We start from the raw sequence: 14,433 nt of genomic DNA, 5'->3' as shown, positions 1-14,433 counted from the left end.
GAACTGGCAAAACGAGGTGACGCCGGCATCCTCACCGCGCGTGCTGGTTAGACCCTTAGGGTTCGGACCTCTCGCGTTCAAGGCAGCATCGCGCTCGTCCACAGCGCGCCCACACCTTCCTGCGGCGGGTCGAAGAAAGCTGTTGTGTGATGCGACTCAAAGGCACCGCACATCGGCCTGCCGGCGCGGCCGTTCAGTGCCCCGGATGAACCTTCTTCATGGCATCGAGCTGCTCAGGCGTGGCCGCGCCCTGGTATTTCGACTTCCAGGCCTCGTAGGGCATGCCATAGACGGCTTCCCGGCTCTCATCCTTGCTCAAGGCGACGCCTTGGGCGTCGGCGGCGTCCTTGAGCCAGTTCGACAGGCAGTTGCGGCAGAAGCCTGCGAGGTTCATCAGGTCGATATTCTGGACGTCTGTCCGCGTCTTCAAATGATCGACCAGGCGCCGGAAAGCGGCAGCCTCGAGCTCCGTTCTGGTTTTGTCGTCGATTGCCATGGCTGGATCCCCTCGGCTTTGCGAAATTGGCTGTGACCTGGATGGGGTCACCCTTACGAGATCAGGTGGGGGCCTGTCACAGATTTTGCCATATCGCGGCGCAAACGGGCGCGAAGCCGGCTTCAGGCAGTTCCCAGGCCCTACGCCAAATCGTCAATGATCTGATATAGCTTCCGCGACAATGATCGCCGAATCTCCCCGCTCCCCCTTTCGCCTGCTCGCCCGGTTGGTCCCGGTGCTGGTGGTTGGCCTGCTGTGCCTCTGGGCCAGCCCGGCCTCCGCCGATTTCCGGCTTTGCAACAACACATCGAGCCGGGTCGGCATCGCGCTCGGCTACAAGGATGCCGAGGGCTGGACCACCGAAGGCTGGTGGAACATCTCGTCCCGTTCCTGCGAGACCCTGCTGCGGGGAACCTTGGTGGCCCGCTTCTATTACATCTACGCCATCGACTATGACCGCGGCGGCGAATGGTCGGGCCAAGCCTTCATGTGCTCGCGCGACAAGGAGTTCACCATCCGCGGCACCGAGGATTGCCTTGCACGGGGCTATGACCGCACCGGCTATTTCGAGGTCGATACCGGCGAGCAGCGGGCCTGGACGGTGCAGCTCACCGATGCCAACGAGCAGCCGTCAAAACAGCAGCGCGTGCCGGGAATGCCCGGCCCGGTTGGCCCGGGGGTTCCCGGTTTGCCCAATGGCCCGCCCGGTGGTACGCCCCCCGCCGCGCCTGGCCTCCCGCCCGCTCCCTCGCCCCCGTCTGGAAATAAGCCATGAGGCGTCTTCGCCGTATCAAGATTCTCGCGACGCTTGGACCCGCTTCTTCGGACCTTGCGATGATCCGCCGCCTGTTCGAGGCCGGCGCCGACCTGTTCCGCATCAACATGAGCCACACCCCGCATGACAAGATGCGGGAGCTGGTGGCGACGATCCGCAACGTCGAGAGCAGCTATGGCAGGCCGATCGGCATTCTGGTCGACCTCCAAGGCCCAAAGCTCCGGCTCGGCGCCTTCGCCGAAGGCGCGGTCCAGCTCCAGAACGGCCAGACCTTCACGCTCGATTCGGACAAGACGCCGGGTGACACCACCCGCGTCCAGCTCCCGCATCCGGAGATCCTAGCCGCGCTGCGTCCGGGCCATTCGCTGCTGCTCGACGACGGCAAGGTGCGGCTGATCGCCGAGGAGACCTCGAAAGATCATGCGGTGACGCGCGTCGTGGTCGGCGGCCGGATGTCCGATCGCAAGGGCGTCAGCCTGCCGGACACCGACCTGCCGGTCTCGGCAATGACGCCGAAGGACCGCGCCGACCTCGAAGCGGCGCTGGTCACCGGCGTCGACTGGATCGCGCTGTCCTTCGTGCAGCGCGCGGATGACGTGCTCGAGGCCAAGAAGATGATCCGCGGCCGCGCCGCGGTGATGGCCAAGATCGAGAAGCCGCAGGCGATCGATCGCCTCGCCGACATCATCGACGCCTCCGACGCCCTGATGGTGGCGCGCGGCGACCTCGGCGTCGAGCTGCCGCTGGAACGCGTGCCGAGCCTGCAGAAGCAGATGACGCGCATGGCGCGGCGCGCCGGCAAGCCGGTGGTGATCGCGACCCAGATGCTGGAATCGATGATCCAGTCGCCGGTGCCGACCCGTGCCGAGGTCTCCGACGTCGCCACCGCCGTCTACGAAGGCGCCGACGCCATCATGCTGTCGGCGGAATCGGCGGCCGGCAAATTCCCGGTCGAGGCCGTCTCGACCATGAACCGCATCGGCGAGGAGGTCGAGCGCGACCCGATCTATCGCTCCGTCATCACCGCACAGCGCCCCGCGCCGGAAGCCACCGCCGGCGATGCCATCGCGGACGCCGCGCGGCAGATCGCCGAGACGCTCGACCTGCCGGCCCTGATCTGCTGGACCAGCTCGGGATCGACCGCCGTGCGCGTGGCGCGCGAGCGGCCGAAGCCGCCGATCGTGGCGATCACGCCGAACGTCGCGGCGGGACGCCGGCTGTCGGTCGTCTGGGGCGTGCATTGCGTGGTGGCGGAGGATGCGCGCGACCAGGACGACATGGTGAGCCGCGCCGGCCAGATCGCGTTCCGCGACGGCTTCGTCCGGGCCGGCCAACGCGTGATCATCGTCGCCGGCGTGCCGCTCGGCATCCCCGGCACCACCAACATGGTGCGCATCGCCTCGGTCGGCCCCGAGGGCGAAGCGAATATCTAGGTCCGCCAGCACGCGGCAAACAAAAAACGTCGAAAACAACCCCATGCACAGTAGCAGGCTGGTCCGGCGAATGTGCTGGGGTTTTTCGCAAAGGCGAACTCGGGGAATGGCCTGGGCGCGATCAGGTCCCTCGGTCGATCAGGCGGACGTTTTAGGCCCCAACCAGCGCTTTCGCGGTCGGCAGCAGCGTCTGCTGCACAACGAGACCCCTGGCGCGGGCGTCCATGACGCCGACCGCGCGGAGCGCCAGCAAGGTCACAGTCTGCACGGCATCGCGCATCCTGGCGGGATCTTCGAGATTATCCGGCGCAAGCGGTCCGACCAGGGCTTCGTGCAGGGCGCCGAGCAGCGCGGTGGCGGCGAGCGCGGTGTCCTGCGCCGGCAGGTGCCCGGCGCGCACGGCGGCGTCGATGCGCGAGGCCATCTCACCTGCGATCTCGCGCCGGCTGGCGAGGCGCGAAGCGCTGACATCAACGTCGACCGGCTCGGCCAGGATGCCCCAGGCGAGCCTGCGCTGCGACAGGGTATGGACCGCTACGGTGGTCACCGCGGCCGCCAGCGCCGAGGACGGCCCCGGCGCCGCATCGGCGGCTCGCCGGATCGCCGTGAGCTCGTCGCGGGAGACTTCGGCGATCAATTCGGAGATCAAATCGGCCTTGGAGGGGAAGTAGCGGTAGACCGTACCCGCAGCGACGCTGGCGCGAACCGCGACCGGCGCAATCTGCACCGCCGCCATCCCGCCTTCCGCCGCCGCCTCCCGCGCCGCCGCCAGTATCGCACTGCGCCGGGCCGCAAGGCGCTTCACCACTTGATGCGTCCGCCGATAAACCATGGCGCGCTTCCTGTCCCACACGCCGGCCGCACGCCCTGCGGCCGAACGCTTCGTCACTGATGTCGCAAATCGCCCCGCAAGGACTGAACAACTATTCAGAGGGGATGACAAGGTGCAAATGCATGAAGCGTCACGCCAAGAAAAGCGCGAGCTCGAACAGCTGAAAACCTCGCGAACTGCTTTGGTGAAGGGGTAACCACGATCGTTACCGCCATCTTAAACCTGCTCCGCGACTGTGCTGCGGTATTGCGATCCCACCTCGGTGCAGCATGGTCGACACGGACGCCCGGACCGCCTGGCAGCTCTTCCACCTGAACTGGCTTCCCATCGCAGCCATGGGCAGCCTGCTGGCGCTGGGCCTCCCCTTCACTGGCCTGAGCCTCGAACCGGTCGCCTACGGCGTGACGCTGGCAGTCGCTGCACTCCTGCTCGCGCTGGCCTATGGCCACCGCATCCTCAAAGGCGAGCTTGCCGACCCGAAGTTGCTGTTTTCGCTCGGAACGATCGGACAGATCATTCTCACTTGCGCCATCGTCGGACCGCTCAGCTATGTCGCGGCCAAGCTGAACTGGCCACTGCAGGACCAAGCACTGCTTGCGATCGACCGTGCACTCGGCCTCGATCCCGAACCGATCGCGCGCTACGTCAACGACCATCCCTGGCTCGCGGACAGCCTGGCTCGCGGATACGGGCTGATCAAATTGCCGCTGCTCGGCATTCCCGTCGTGCTGGCACTGACGGCGCGCTATATGCGGCTGCAATTGTTCATGCTCGCGATGAGCCTCGCGCTCGCGGTCACCATCGCGATCTCCGCCATCGTGCCCGCGATCGGCACCTATTGGGGGCTGCAGCTGTCCGCCGCGCATTTTCCCGAAATCAACACCGCGGTCTATGCCGGGCAGTTGCGCGACATCCTCGCGCTTCGCGACGGTAGCCTGCACGAGCTCCGGTTGTTCTTTCTCGCCGGCATCGTCTCGTTTCCGAGCTTCCACGCCGCATCCGCCGTGCTCTACATGTGGGCGCTGTGGCCGGTGCGCGGCCTCGGCGGCATCGCGGCCGCGCTGAATCTGCTGATGATCGCGGCGACACCAGTGATCGGCGCGCACTACATCATCGACGTCGCCGGCGGAATCGCAGTCGCCGCAGCGTCGATCTGGGCGGCGAAATTCTATCTCGAATGGCACGGCCGCGCGCGGCAAACGTCTGCCGCGCCTGCGCCGTCGGCGGTCTGGCAGCCCGGCCTCGCGGAATGACGGGCGGCAAGTTACCGAGGGGGCCGCGCGTAGCGCTGTGCCCATCAGCAACTTTCAATGTTCGATGTTCTCGACAGCGGGAACGTTTCCGCCTGCGCTCTTGGAGCTGAGGCGGACGCTTTGCCGTCCTACAAGCTTGCTACGGCTTCACGATGTCCCAGACCAGGAAATCGTCGACCAAAAGAAAAAGAGCCCCGTCAACGACGGAGCTCTCTCAGTTCGCGATGAGTCCAGCCTTACTTGAGGCTGCTCGAGATCGAGGTGAACTTGGCGTTCAACGTGGTGCCCAGGCTGTTGATGACAGTGATGATCGCCAGCGCGATGCCGGCGGCGATCAGACCGTATTCAATGGCGGTGGCGCCGGATTCATCTTTCGCGAAACGCGCAACGAGGTTCTTCATAAAGAGCTCCAAATGAGTACACGAGGCTACAACTGATCTGGTCTTTTTGGCTTCCCAGCGCCGCTTGACCATGGAACCAAACGTAGTGGCAAAGAATTGCGCCGCAGTTAATTCGACTGCGGAAACACAGAGCGGTTTGCATGTATTCGCCGATGGTAAACCGAAATCTAAAACGATCCGTTAAATTGTCGAGACATCAAGCCGGCCCGGCACCGCCGGTTTACCCGGAATTATGACCGCCATGGTCCAATGTCGATCGCTCGGCACAACGACAAAAACACCAGGACGACGAGGCGGCATGTCCCTTTCCTTTGCCAACAGCATCACGGTGCAGAGTCGTGCGCGAGCGCTGGTGCCGCTGTGCGTCGGTGCGGGCGCCTATCTCTTCTTCCTGTATGTCGGCGACACGCTGCTTCAGGACTCCGACTCGCTCTGGCAGATCAAGATCGGGCAATGGATCCTCGATCACCACGCGCTTCCCTACACCGACTTCTATTCCTTCACCCGGCCGGGGGCGCCCTGGGTTTCGACTTCGTGGTTGTCGCAGGTGCTGTTCGCTCTCTCCTACGCGCAATGGGACTGGGCCGGCCCGGTGATCCTCACCGCACTTGCTGTCGCATTGTCGGCGGCGATCCTGGTCGGTCTGCTCGAGGCCCATCTGGAAATTCCGCGCGCGGTCCTGTTCGCGATGTTCGCGCTGTTGCTATCGCTGCACCATATTCTGGCGCGGCCGCATATGCTGGCGCTGCCCGTGATGATCGCGTGGGTCGGCGTGTTGATGGCCGCAGCCGACCGCAAGGGCGCCCCGTCATGGTACTGGCTGCCGCTGATGTCGCTGTGGTCGAACCTGCATGGCGGCTTCGTGCTGGGCCTGGCGCTGATCGGCCCGATGTCGTTTGTGGCGCTCTGGGGCATGGAGTCCAGCAAGCAGGTCCGGCTGCTGTCGCGCTGGTTCCTGTTCGGTGTTGCGGCACTCGCCGCAAGCTGCGTCACGCCCTATGGCTGGCGCACATTGCTCGGCGCGATCAACATCCTCAATCTCGGCGAGTTGCTGACGGTCATCTCCGAATGGTCGCCCGCGAGCTTCGCATCCTTCAACGCATTCGAAGGCGCGCTGTTCGGCCTGATTGCGATCGGGCTGTATCGCGGCCTGACGCTCTCGCCGCCGCGTATTCTTCTGATCCTGCTTCTGACCTGGATGGCGCTCACCCACGTCAGGAGCATCGAGGCCTTTGCCTTCCTGGTACCGCTGGTGCTGGCCAAGCCCCTCGGCGAACGGACTGCGCTGCTACAGCCTGGCACGCAGGGCGGCGAGAGTTGGGCCGCCCGCTACGTCACCGCAACCGGTGCGCTGATGATCGTGGCCGCCGGCTGGACCTCGACCTCACTTTACATGGCGCATCACCGCTTCACCTTCACGATGGATCAGACACCGGTCGCTGCCGTCGATCTGCTCGAGAAACGCCAGGCGCAGCGCATCTTCAACGCCTACCAGTTCGGCGGCTATCTGATCTCGCGCGACATCCCTGTCTTCATCGACGGCCGCGCCGAGCTCTACGGCGAAACCTTCGCCATGGACGTCTTCAAGGCCGTGGAGCTCAAGAAGCTCGACACCCTGACGCGGCTCCTCGACGCGTACAAGATCGACGCCACGCTCATGGTCGCGGACGCGCCGGCCGCCCAGGTGCTGGACCACATCAAGGGCTGGAAGCGGCTCTACGCCGACAACATCGCCGTGATCCACGTGCGAAGCGGCGGCGCAGAGGCCGGGGCGACGCCGGAAGAGGAGTCCTCGAAGGAAGCCGTCAAGTGAGCGCGTCCGCTCAACAGCAGATATCCGGTCCATCGCGCCGCTGGATCGGAATTCCCCTCGTGATGTTGCCAGCGTTTTCGATCGCAACGCTCTTCGGCTGGGGCGTCCTGATCTCCACCTTCACCCATCCCGGTTGGATCGGGCTGAACCACGTCGCGCCCGGCACCGACTGGATGGTGTTTTACGGCGCCGTCAGATCGTTGCTCGCCGGCAATCTTGCGCTGGTCATCGACGGTGAGGCGTTCACGGCCTATCTCAACCAGTCGTTGGCATCATGGCTCACGGTGCCTCTGGAGTTCCGTCCATGGTTCTATCCGCCCGGCTTCCTCGTTCTGCTGCTGCCATTCGCGCCGCTTGGCTTCATCGGCTCCTATGTCGCATTCCAGGCCGCGACCGCAGGCTTCCTGGCCTGGGCGCTTCGCAACCGGGCCGATCAGCCGCAACTGACGCCCTACATCATCGCGGCCGTGCTGGTCTCGCCATCGGCATCTCTCAACCTGGCCGATGGACAATGCGCTTTTCTCGTTGCCGCACTGCTGGTCACGGGTGTCAGGCTGCTCGGATCACGACCGCTCCTGGCCGGGGCAATTCTCGGGCTGCTGAGTTTCAAGCCGCAATTCTTCCTGCTCGTCCCGCTCGCGCTGGTGGGGTCGCGCCGTTATGGCAGCCTGTGCGCTGCTGCATGCTCGGCATTCGCATTGGCGGCTGCAAGTGCCATGATTTTTGGCGTCGAATTGTGGCTTTGGTGGATACCGCAGGCATACAACAATCTGGTCAACCCCGACGCGAAATGGCTCGCCTATGGCCGCATCTGGGGTCACAGCGTGTGGGCCTGCGCAATGCTGCTGGGCCTGCCGGAGCGGCTGGCCTCCATCCTTCAGCTGGCCGCGATCCTTTCGAGCTCGGCGGCGACGTTCGCGGCCTTTCGCTCCTCGCTCAGCACCAACAACAAGCTGATCGTACTGCTTGCGGCAACCGTGCTGGCGGCCCCGCATTCGGGCCCTTATGACGCGACGCTGCTGACGGTCGCCGTCGTGCTGTGGCTTGCCGCATCGATCGATGCTCCACGCTTTCGCGACTGGCTGATCGGGCTCGGCATCTGGATGGTGCCGTTGCTCAGCCCGGCGGTGTATATTCCGGCGGGACGACTATCGCCGCTCCTCATCGTCGCTCTCATTGGCATCGTCTTCGGCGCGTTGCGCGGTCCGGCAGGGTCTGGCGAGCCGGCAATGTCGCCGCATTCCTGAATCCAATCTGCGGCTGGCGATGGGGACGCCGAAGTGATGAGTAGCGGACAGGACATGCATTCGCGGGCAGATCGGACTTATCGGTAGGGAAAGATGATCCGAGTTCTGGACTCGCATCGGCCCGATCAATCATCAATTGCCCGTCTGCAGTTCGCCGAATCTATCCCAGCTCTTGCCGTTGAAGCGCATGAACTGCATCTGGTCGACCGGGACATGGTCGGTCGTGCCGGTGTTGACCTTGATGCCGGGCAGCAGCATCGGCAATTCGAGATCGCGAATTGCAAAAGCCTGCTTGAGGATGTTCTCGGTCGACAGATCATTGCCGCAGGCTTTCAGCACAGCCTCCAGCGCCATCGCACTGTTGTAGGCGTTGACATAATTGGTGTCGTGCTGGTCGGCCTCCGGCAAATATTTGGTCATGAACTCGCGCCAGCCCATGACGCCGGAATCGTCCTTCCAGGCGGGATCGTCGGGGTCCTTCACGTAAGCGGTGGAGAGGATGCCGGTGCCGGCTTCCAGTCCCGCAGGCTCCATCACCGTCGAAACCCACACCGCAACGTTTGACAGGAACGTCATGGGTCGCCAGCCGATCTCGAAGGATTTGCGGATCGCTTGCGCCGCGAATTTTGGGGTCGCCGCGATCACGAATACATCGGCGCCCGACGCCTTGAGCTTCACGATCTGGGAATCGATGGTCGGGTCCTGGATTTCGTAGGTCGCGCCGGTAACCACTGTATCGTATTTCTCGCCGAGCACGTCCTTCAGCCCGGCGAGATAATCGCGGCCGTAATCGTCGTTCTGCGAGATAACGGCGAACTTCGCGTTCGGATTCTTCGCCAGCGCATAACGCGCATAGAGCCGCGCTTCGTAGCGGAACGGCGCCTGCACGCCCATCGTCGCCTGCGGATATTGCGCGACGTCGGCGAATTTCGAGGCGCCGGAGCCGATGAAGAGCTGCGGCACGTTCCTGGACTGGAGGTATTTCGCGATCGCCGTGTTGTGGGCGGTACCGATCGAGGAGAAGATCAGCGCGACCTCGTCGCTCTCCACCAGCCTGCGGGTCTGCTCGACCGATTTGGGCGGCGCATAGCTGTCGTCGAGCGAGATCAGATTGACCTTGCGGCCGTTGATGCCGCCCTTCTCGTTCAGCATCTTGAAATAGCCGACCTCGCCCTTGCCGAGCGCCCCGAAGGCCGACACCGGCCCGCTGTAGGGCATGGTCTGGCCGATCTTGATCTCGGTCGCGGTGACGCCGCGCATTTCGGCGGCGGCGGATGGAGCGGACGGGAATGAGACTATCAGGGACGAAACGGCGCCAAGCGCGCCCAATGCCCTCGCAAAGCGCATCGGCTTGCCCTCCCCTTTGTCTGCGCGGTCGAGCCGCGCCTTAATTGGGAAGAGCATGCCACGACTTCACCGCAGACTCCAATCGCTATGAGTCGCGGGGATCGGAGAGCGAGCAAAGGTAAGGGTGCCCCAACTGCGGCGCCCCATAGATGGTCGGCACTGCGCAAGGGCGGCTTTGCGCACCTACCTGTTCGTCGCGAGATGCTCAGCTGCCACGTTCGAAAAGCATCACCCAACAAAAAACGCGGCGTTTCCGCCGCGTTTTTCAATTCTATCTGCCGTACGCGATTACGCCTGCGGCTGCGGCTCCAGGCCGGGATCCGGATCGGGCCGCGGACGCGACTTGCCGGCCGGCGGCACGGCCGAGGCGCGCGGCGTGGTCGGCTCGAGCACGGATTCGCGGTTCGGCTTCTTGCCCTTGAGCAGGTCGATGATTTCGTCGCCGGAAAGCGTCTCGAATTCGAGCAGACCCTTGGCGAGAGCTTCGAGATCGGCGCGCTTCTCGGTGAGAATACGCGTTGCTTCGTTGTAGCCTTCTTCGACGAAGCGCCGGATCTCGGTGTCGATCTTCTGAACCGTCGCTTCCGATGCGTTCTGGGTGCGCGACACCGACATGCCCAAGAAAACCTCGTCCTGGTTCTCGCCGTAGGACACGGTGCCGAGCGCCTCGGACAGGCCCCAGCGCGTCACCATCATGCGCGCAAGACGCGTCGCCTGCTCGATGTCCGACGACGCACCCGAAGTCACCTTCTCGCGGCCGAAGATCAGCTCTTCGGCGACGCGGCCACCCATCATGATGGCAAGGCGCGATGTCATCTGTTCCAGCGACATCGACAGCTTGTCGCGCTCGGGCAGCTGCATGACCATACCCAGCGCACGACCGCGCGGAATGATGGTCGCCTTGTGGATCGGATCGGTCGCGACGACGTTGAGGCCGACGATGGCGTGGCCGCCCTCGTGATAGGCCGTCAGAAGCTTCTCTTCCTCGGTCATGACGAGCGACTTGCGTTCGGCGCCCATCATCACCTTGTCCTTGGCTTCCTCGAACTCGGCCTGGGTCACCATCCGCTTGTTGCGGCGGGCGGCGGTGAGCGCAGCTTCGTTGACGAGGTTCATCAGGTCGGCGCCGGAGAAGCCCGGGGTGCCGCGCGCGATGGTCTTGAGGTTGATATCGGGCGCCAGCGGCACCTTGCGGACGTGGACCTTGAGGATCTGCTCGCGGCCGACGACGTCCGGGTTGGGCACCACGACCTGACGGTCGAAGCGGCCGGGACGCAGCAGCGCGGGGTCGAGCACGTCGGGACGGTTGGTCGCGGCGATCAGGATCACGCCCTCGTTGGCCTCGAAGCCGTCCATCTCGACCAGCAACTGGTTCAGCGTCTGCTCGCGCTCGTCATTGCCGCCGCCGAGGCCGGCGCCACGGTGACGACCGACGGCGTCGATTTCGTCGATGAAGATGATGCAGGGCGCGTTCTTTTTGGCCTGCTCGAACATGTCGCGGACGCGGGAAGCGCCAACGCCGACGAACATCTCGACGAAGTCAGAACCCGAAATGGTGAAGAACGGCACGTTGGCTTCGCCCGCGACCGCACGCGCGATCAGGGTCTTGCCGGTGCCGGGAGGGCCGACCAGCAGCACGCCGCGCGGAATGCGGCCGCCGAGGCGCTGGAATTTGCCGGGGTCGCGCAGGAATTCGACGATCTCCTGCAGGTCCTGCTTGGCCTCGTCGACGCCCGCGACGTCCTCGAAGGTGACGCGGCCATGCGCTTCAGTCAGCATTTTTGCGCGCGACTTGCCGAAGCCCATTGCCTTGCCGGCGCCGCCCTGCATCTGCCGCGACAGGAAGATCCACACGCCGATCAGCGCGATGAAGGGCAGCCAGGAGACCAGCAGCGAGACGAACCACGGCACGTTGTCGCCGGGCGGCTTCGCGGTGATCTGCACCTTGCTGTCATAGAGGCGCTTCACGAGCGTCGGGTCGCTCGGGGCATAGGTCTGGAAGCTCGAGCCGTTGGTGAAGGTGCCGTGAATGTCCGGCCCCTGGATCACGACGTCGCGCACATTGCCGCGATCAACCTCGCTCAAGAGCTGGGAGAAGGCGATGTCCTGCGAGGAGGCGCGCTGACCCGGATTCTGGAAGAGCGTGAACAACGCCAACAGCAGCAGGACAATGATGACCCAGAGGGCGAAATTGCGCAGATTGGCGTTCATCGATCTTCCTTCGTGGTCGCGCGGATCGCGGCCTGATCCTCGGGCAGTTACTTTAAGCCGTACGAGGAAATCCCAAGGAATCCTCTCGGTTAGACGCATTACAATTTAGGTGCCGCCCCGGTCGCTGCCAAGGGAACGAGATGGGACTATTTATCCCATCTTAGAGCGATTCCCGCTGAAATAATGGCGCCCGGACAGGGGTTTTTCCCGCCTGGTTAAGGTGACCTGACGCCGCGCCGCCGAAACGGCTGGTGTCATGGTCCGCGGCTTAGCTCTCCTTGCGCCGCCGCGCCGGCGCCGGCGCGATGTGGATACGCCCCCCAGCAAGGCTGATCAAGGCTCCCGCAAGGGTCTGCTTCAGCACCGGCCGGCCATTTGCAGCCGTACTTCCCGCCGCCATGGCCTGATCGAGCACGGCCAGGAGAGATTCGGCCTTGCCGAGTTCCGCCGGTCCCTCATGCCCGAACGCGTTGATGGCCCGCAGCAGGATCCGCAGCCGGACCTCCTCCGGCAGGGCGGCAAACACGGGGGCCTCGAAGCTTCGAACGCCGGCCTGCGGCGCATCGCCGCGATCCCGCAAACGGAGGAAGCGCTCGGCTCCATCGGTCAGCACCTCGACGGCCGCATTGGCGCGCGCCAGCCTTGCCGCGAGCCGAGCCAGGCTGCGGGCATCACCGCCCTCGGCCGCGAGCTGCGGCAGCAGCGCACGCAGCCGCGGCCGGGTGAAGGCAGCGTCGTGGTTGGTGGGATCGTCGGCAAAGCCGATCTTCGCCCGCTTCAAGGTCGCGATCAGCTGCGACTTCGGAACGTCGAGCAATGGACGCGCAAGGACGACGCCGTCGCGCTCGGTGAGACGGGCCATCGCCGACAGCCCGGCTAATCCGCTGCCGCGGACAAGCCGCATCAACAGGGTCTCGGCCTGGTCGTCTCGGGTGTGGGCGGTCAGCACGTGGCTCGCACCGGCCTTGCGCGCGGCCTGCGTGAGCAGGCGGTAGCGGGCTTCGCGCGCGGCGGCCGGCAGTCCCGTTTTCGGCTTTGCCCCGCGCCAGCGCACCGTCCGGTGCGGCAAGCCAAGCCCGGTCGCGAGATGCTTGACCTCGCGCGCCTCGCGCGCCGCTTCCGCCCGCAAGCCGTGGTCGATGGTGACGACGGTGAGACGCGGGCCGCGCGCGAGGCTGCGGTGCCAGCGCGCCGCAAGCCACATCAGCGCCACCGAGTCGGGCCCGCCGGAGACCGCGAGCAACAGTCCCCGCGCGCCTTTCAGGCCTGCGAAGAGGCGCTTGGCTTCACGCGCCGAGATCGGTGAATTATCGTCGTCAGACATGGCGCTGCAATCGTCCGCGGATGGACCGAATGTTTAGCGCAGCGCCATCAATCTTGTCAGGATCAATCGCCGCCAGTCAGCACTTCACCCGCTTCTGCTCGCGGTCGACCGCGGCTTTGACGCCGGCGGAAGCGCGCGGATATTTGCGGCCGACTTCGCCGAAGGCGGCGCAGGCGGCCTCCTTCTCCTTCAGCGCCGCCAGCGACTGGCCGAGCCGCAGCAGGGCGTCCGGCGCCTTGGCGGATTTGTCGTATTTGGTGGTGACGGCGAGGAAGGCTTCCGCGGAGTCGCGATATTGCTGGCGCTGGAAATAGCTCTCGCCGAGCCAGTATTGCGCGTCGCCGAGCAGCGGGTCGCTCGGATATTTCTGCGAGAAATTCTTCATGGTCTGCTCGGCCAGCGCATAGTCCTTGCGCTGCATGTAGCCGATGCCGAGGTCGAATTCGTCGCGCGGCGTGGCCGAGGGCGGCAGCGTCGTCAGCGCCGGGGCGCCTGCTGGCGCGGGAGAGCCGGATGGGGCCGGCGGATAGCCGGGCTGCGCGGCCTGAGGCGCGGCCGCTTGCGGATAGCGGGGGCTGCTGTTGGCGAGATCGAGCGGTTCGCCAGCGCCACGGCCACCGGGCGCGCCGCTCGGGGCACCTGCGGGCATCGGTTGCTGCCCGCCGCCGAGCGCGCGTGGCGCACCCGGCGCATTCGGGCTCTGGTTCGGGTCGAAGGCATCTCCGCGGCGGCGCGTGCCCGGCGCGCCGGGCGCAGGCTGCTCCTGAACGATCGGCGCGGGAGAGGCGATCTGCGGCTGCTCGTAATTCGGCTGGGCCGCCTGCTGGTGCGGCGGCTGGCGATAGGCCGGCGAGGCTTGCGCGGGCGGCATGGCCGCGACATTGGGCTGGACCGGCGCCTGGCCGGGTGCAGCTTGCGCGCCGCCCTCGAGCGCTCGCAGCCGCTCTTCGAGCTGGCGGTTGCGATATTGCAGCTCTTCGTTCTGGCCGGTGAGCTGGCGCAGCTGATTCTCCAGCCGCTCGATCCGCATCTCGGGATCTGCATCGTCCGATTGTGCGAGGGCGGGCGAGCACAAAGAGAGCAGCGCGGCGATCGCCACGGTGCCGGTGAAAACCTTAAATCTGGATGACATCTTGCCCTGACGACGAAAGCGAAATGGCCTGCGACCGAACATTCGACGCGCCACACATTGAAGGGGAGTACGCCAAAACTGTGACTGTAACAAACGGGTTTCTGTCACAGATCGCTGAAACGAAACCGGCGCCCAAGAGGGCGCCGGCATAATCGGTTTCTGAAGATGA

At 65.0% G+C, this 14,433-nt stretch carries 12 protein-coding genes; 5 read left to right on the top strand and 7 right to left on the bottom strand.

The genetic code is table 11. The features are described from left to right. Nucleotides 1-193: 193 nt before the first annotated feature. The gene (locus ABIB91_RS11900) at nt 194-496 is read right to left on the bottom strand and encodes a DUF1244 domain-containing protein (protein ID WP_007596287.1); all 303 of its coding nucleotides are present in this window, start codon (nt 494-496) and stop codon (nt 194-196) included. 181 nt (nt 497-677) lie between these two features. On the opposite strand from ABIB91_RS11900, the gene ABIB91_RS11895 reads away from it, so the two are divergent. Both ABIB91_RS11895 and pyk read left to right on the top strand, forming a co-directional pair. Then, a complete protein-coding gene (locus ABIB91_RS11895) occupies nt 678-1,271 on the top strand; it encodes a DUF1036 domain-containing protein (RefSeq protein WP_007596288.1) in 594 nt (197 codons plus the stop codon). Further along, entirely contained in the window at nt 1,268-2,704 is a 1,437-nt protein-coding gene (pyk, locus tag ABIB91_RS11890; RefSeq protein WP_354168069.1) for a pyruvate kinase, read from the top strand. Before ABIB91_RS11895 ends, pyk begins: the two co-directional genes overlap by 4 nt. A 151-nt stretch (nt 2,705-2,855) precedes the next feature. Here pyk and ABIB91_RS11885 read toward each other — a convergent pair whose 3' ends face one another. After that, the gene (locus ABIB91_RS11885; protein WP_007596290.1) at nt 2,856-3,536 is read right to left on the bottom strand and encodes a TetR/AcrR family transcriptional regulator; all 681 of its coding nucleotides are present in this window, start codon (nt 3,534-3,536) and stop codon (nt 2,856-2,858) included. Between the two features lie 269 nt (nt 3,537-3,805). Here ABIB91_RS11885 and ABIB91_RS11880 point away from each other — a divergent pair, with 269 nt between their 5' ends. Next, on the top strand, nt 3,806-4,789 hold the full coding sequence (locus tag ABIB91_RS11880; RefSeq protein ID WP_219681697.1) for a phosphatase PAP2 family protein: 984 nt from the start codon (nt 3,806-3,808) through the stop codon (nt 4,787-4,789). Between the two features lie 236 nt (nt 4,790-5,025). Here the strand turns inward: ABIB91_RS11880 and ABIB91_RS11875 are convergent, their stop codons facing one another. Next, nucleotides 5,026-5,190, bottom strand: a complete 165-nt coding sequence (locus ABIB91_RS11875) for a Flp family type IVb pilin (RefSeq protein WP_007596297.1) — start codon at nt 5,188-5,190, stop codon at nt 5,026-5,028. Nucleotides 5,191-5,488: 298 nt separating this feature from the next. Here ABIB91_RS11875 and ABIB91_RS11870 point away from each other — a divergent pair, with 298 nt between their 5' ends. Then, nucleotides 5,489-7,003, top strand: a complete 1,515-nt coding sequence (locus ABIB91_RS11870) for a hypothetical protein (protein ID WP_354168066.1) — start codon at nt 5,489-5,491, stop codon at nt 7,001-7,003. Then, nucleotides 7,000-8,250, top strand: coding sequence for a glycosyltransferase family 87 protein (locus ABIB91_RS11865; RefSeq protein ID WP_354168064.1), 1,251 nt, complete (start codon nt 7,000-7,002; stop codon nt 8,248-8,250). The genes ABIB91_RS11870 and ABIB91_RS11865 overlap by 4 nt, the downstream gene beginning before the upstream one ends. 132 nt (nt 8,251-8,382) lie before the next feature. Here the strand turns inward: ABIB91_RS11865 and ABIB91_RS11860 are convergent, their stop codons facing one another. The 4 genes from ABIB91_RS11860 to ybgF form a co-directional block, all read right to left on the bottom strand. After that, complete coding sequence (locus ABIB91_RS11860; RefSeq protein ID WP_354168093.1) at nt 8,383-9,597, bottom strand: ABC transporter substrate-binding protein; 1,215 nt, start codon at nt 9,595-9,597, stop codon at nt 8,383-8,385. Nucleotides 9,598-9,885: 288 nt separating this feature from the next. Next, nucleotides 9,886-11,808 (bottom strand): ATP-dependent zinc metalloprotease FtsH, encoded by a 1,923-nt coding sequence (ftsH, locus tag ABIB91_RS11855; RefSeq protein WP_007596301.1) that lies wholly within the window; start codon nt 11,806-11,808, stop codon nt 9,886-9,888. Between the two features lie 268 nt (nt 11,809-12,076). After that, a complete protein-coding gene (tilS, locus tag ABIB91_RS11850; protein WP_354168061.1) occupies nt 12,077-13,132 on the bottom strand; it encodes a tRNA lysidine(34) synthetase TilS in 1,056 nt (351 codons plus the stop codon). 76 nt (nt 13,133-13,208) lie between these two features. Beyond that, the gene (gene ybgF / locus ABIB91_RS11845; protein WP_354168059.1) at nt 13,209-14,264 is read right to left on the bottom strand and encodes a tol-pal system protein YbgF; all 1,056 of its coding nucleotides are present in this window, start codon (nt 14,262-14,264) and stop codon (nt 13,209-13,211) included. Nucleotides 14,265-14,433: the final 169 nt, after the last annotated feature.

It is taken from the genome of Bradyrhizobium sp. JR4.3 (assembly GCF_040547695.1).
GTDB lineage: Bacteria > Pseudomonadota > Alphaproteobacteria > Rhizobiales > Xanthobacteraceae > Bradyrhizobium > Bradyrhizobium canariense.
Note: the sequence above shows the minus strand (reverse complement) of the source record. Positions and strands in the feature narration are given on the sequence as shown.

Coding starts and splice junctions, on each gene's coding strand:
- ABIB91_RS11900 (WP_007596287.1), bottom strand. CDS start 496: ATGGCAATCGACGACAAAACCAGAACGGAGCTCGAGGCTGCCGCTTTC.
- ABIB91_RS11895 (WP_007596288.1), top strand. CDS start 678: ATGATCGCCGAATCTCCCCGCTCCCCCTTTCGCCTGCTCGCCCGGTTG.
- pyk (WP_354168069.1), top strand. CDS start 1,268: ATGAGGCGTCTTCGCCGTATCAAGATTCTCGCGACGCTTGGACCCGCT.
- ABIB91_RS11885 (WP_007596290.1), bottom strand. CDS start 3,536: ATGGTTTATCGGCGGACGCATCAAGTGGTGAAGCGCCTTGCGGCCCGG.
- ABIB91_RS11880 (WP_219681697.1), top strand. CDS start 3,806: ATGGTCGACACGGACGCCCGGACCGCCTGGCAGCTCTTCCACCTGAAC.
- ABIB91_RS11875 (WP_007596297.1), bottom strand. CDS start 5,190: ATGAAGAACCTCGTTGCGCGTTTCGCGAAAGATGAATCCGGCGCCACC.
- ABIB91_RS11870 (WP_354168066.1), top strand. CDS start 5,489: ATGTCCCTTTCCTTTGCCAACAGCATCACGGTGCAGAGTCGTGCGCGA.
- ABIB91_RS11860 (WP_354168093.1), bottom strand. CDS start 9,597: ATGCGCTTTGCGAGGGCATTGGGCGCGCTTGGCGCCGTTTCGTCCCTG.
- ftsH (WP_007596301.1), bottom strand. CDS start 11,808: ATGAACGCCAATCTGCGCAATTTCGCCCTCTGGGTCATCATTGTCCTG.
- tilS (WP_354168061.1), bottom strand. CDS start 13,132: ATGTCTGACGACGATAATTCACCGATCTCGGCGCGTGAAGCCAAGCGC.
- ybgF (WP_354168059.1), bottom strand. CDS start 14,264: ATGTCATCCAGATTTAAGGTTTTCACCGGCACCGTGGCGATCGCCGCG.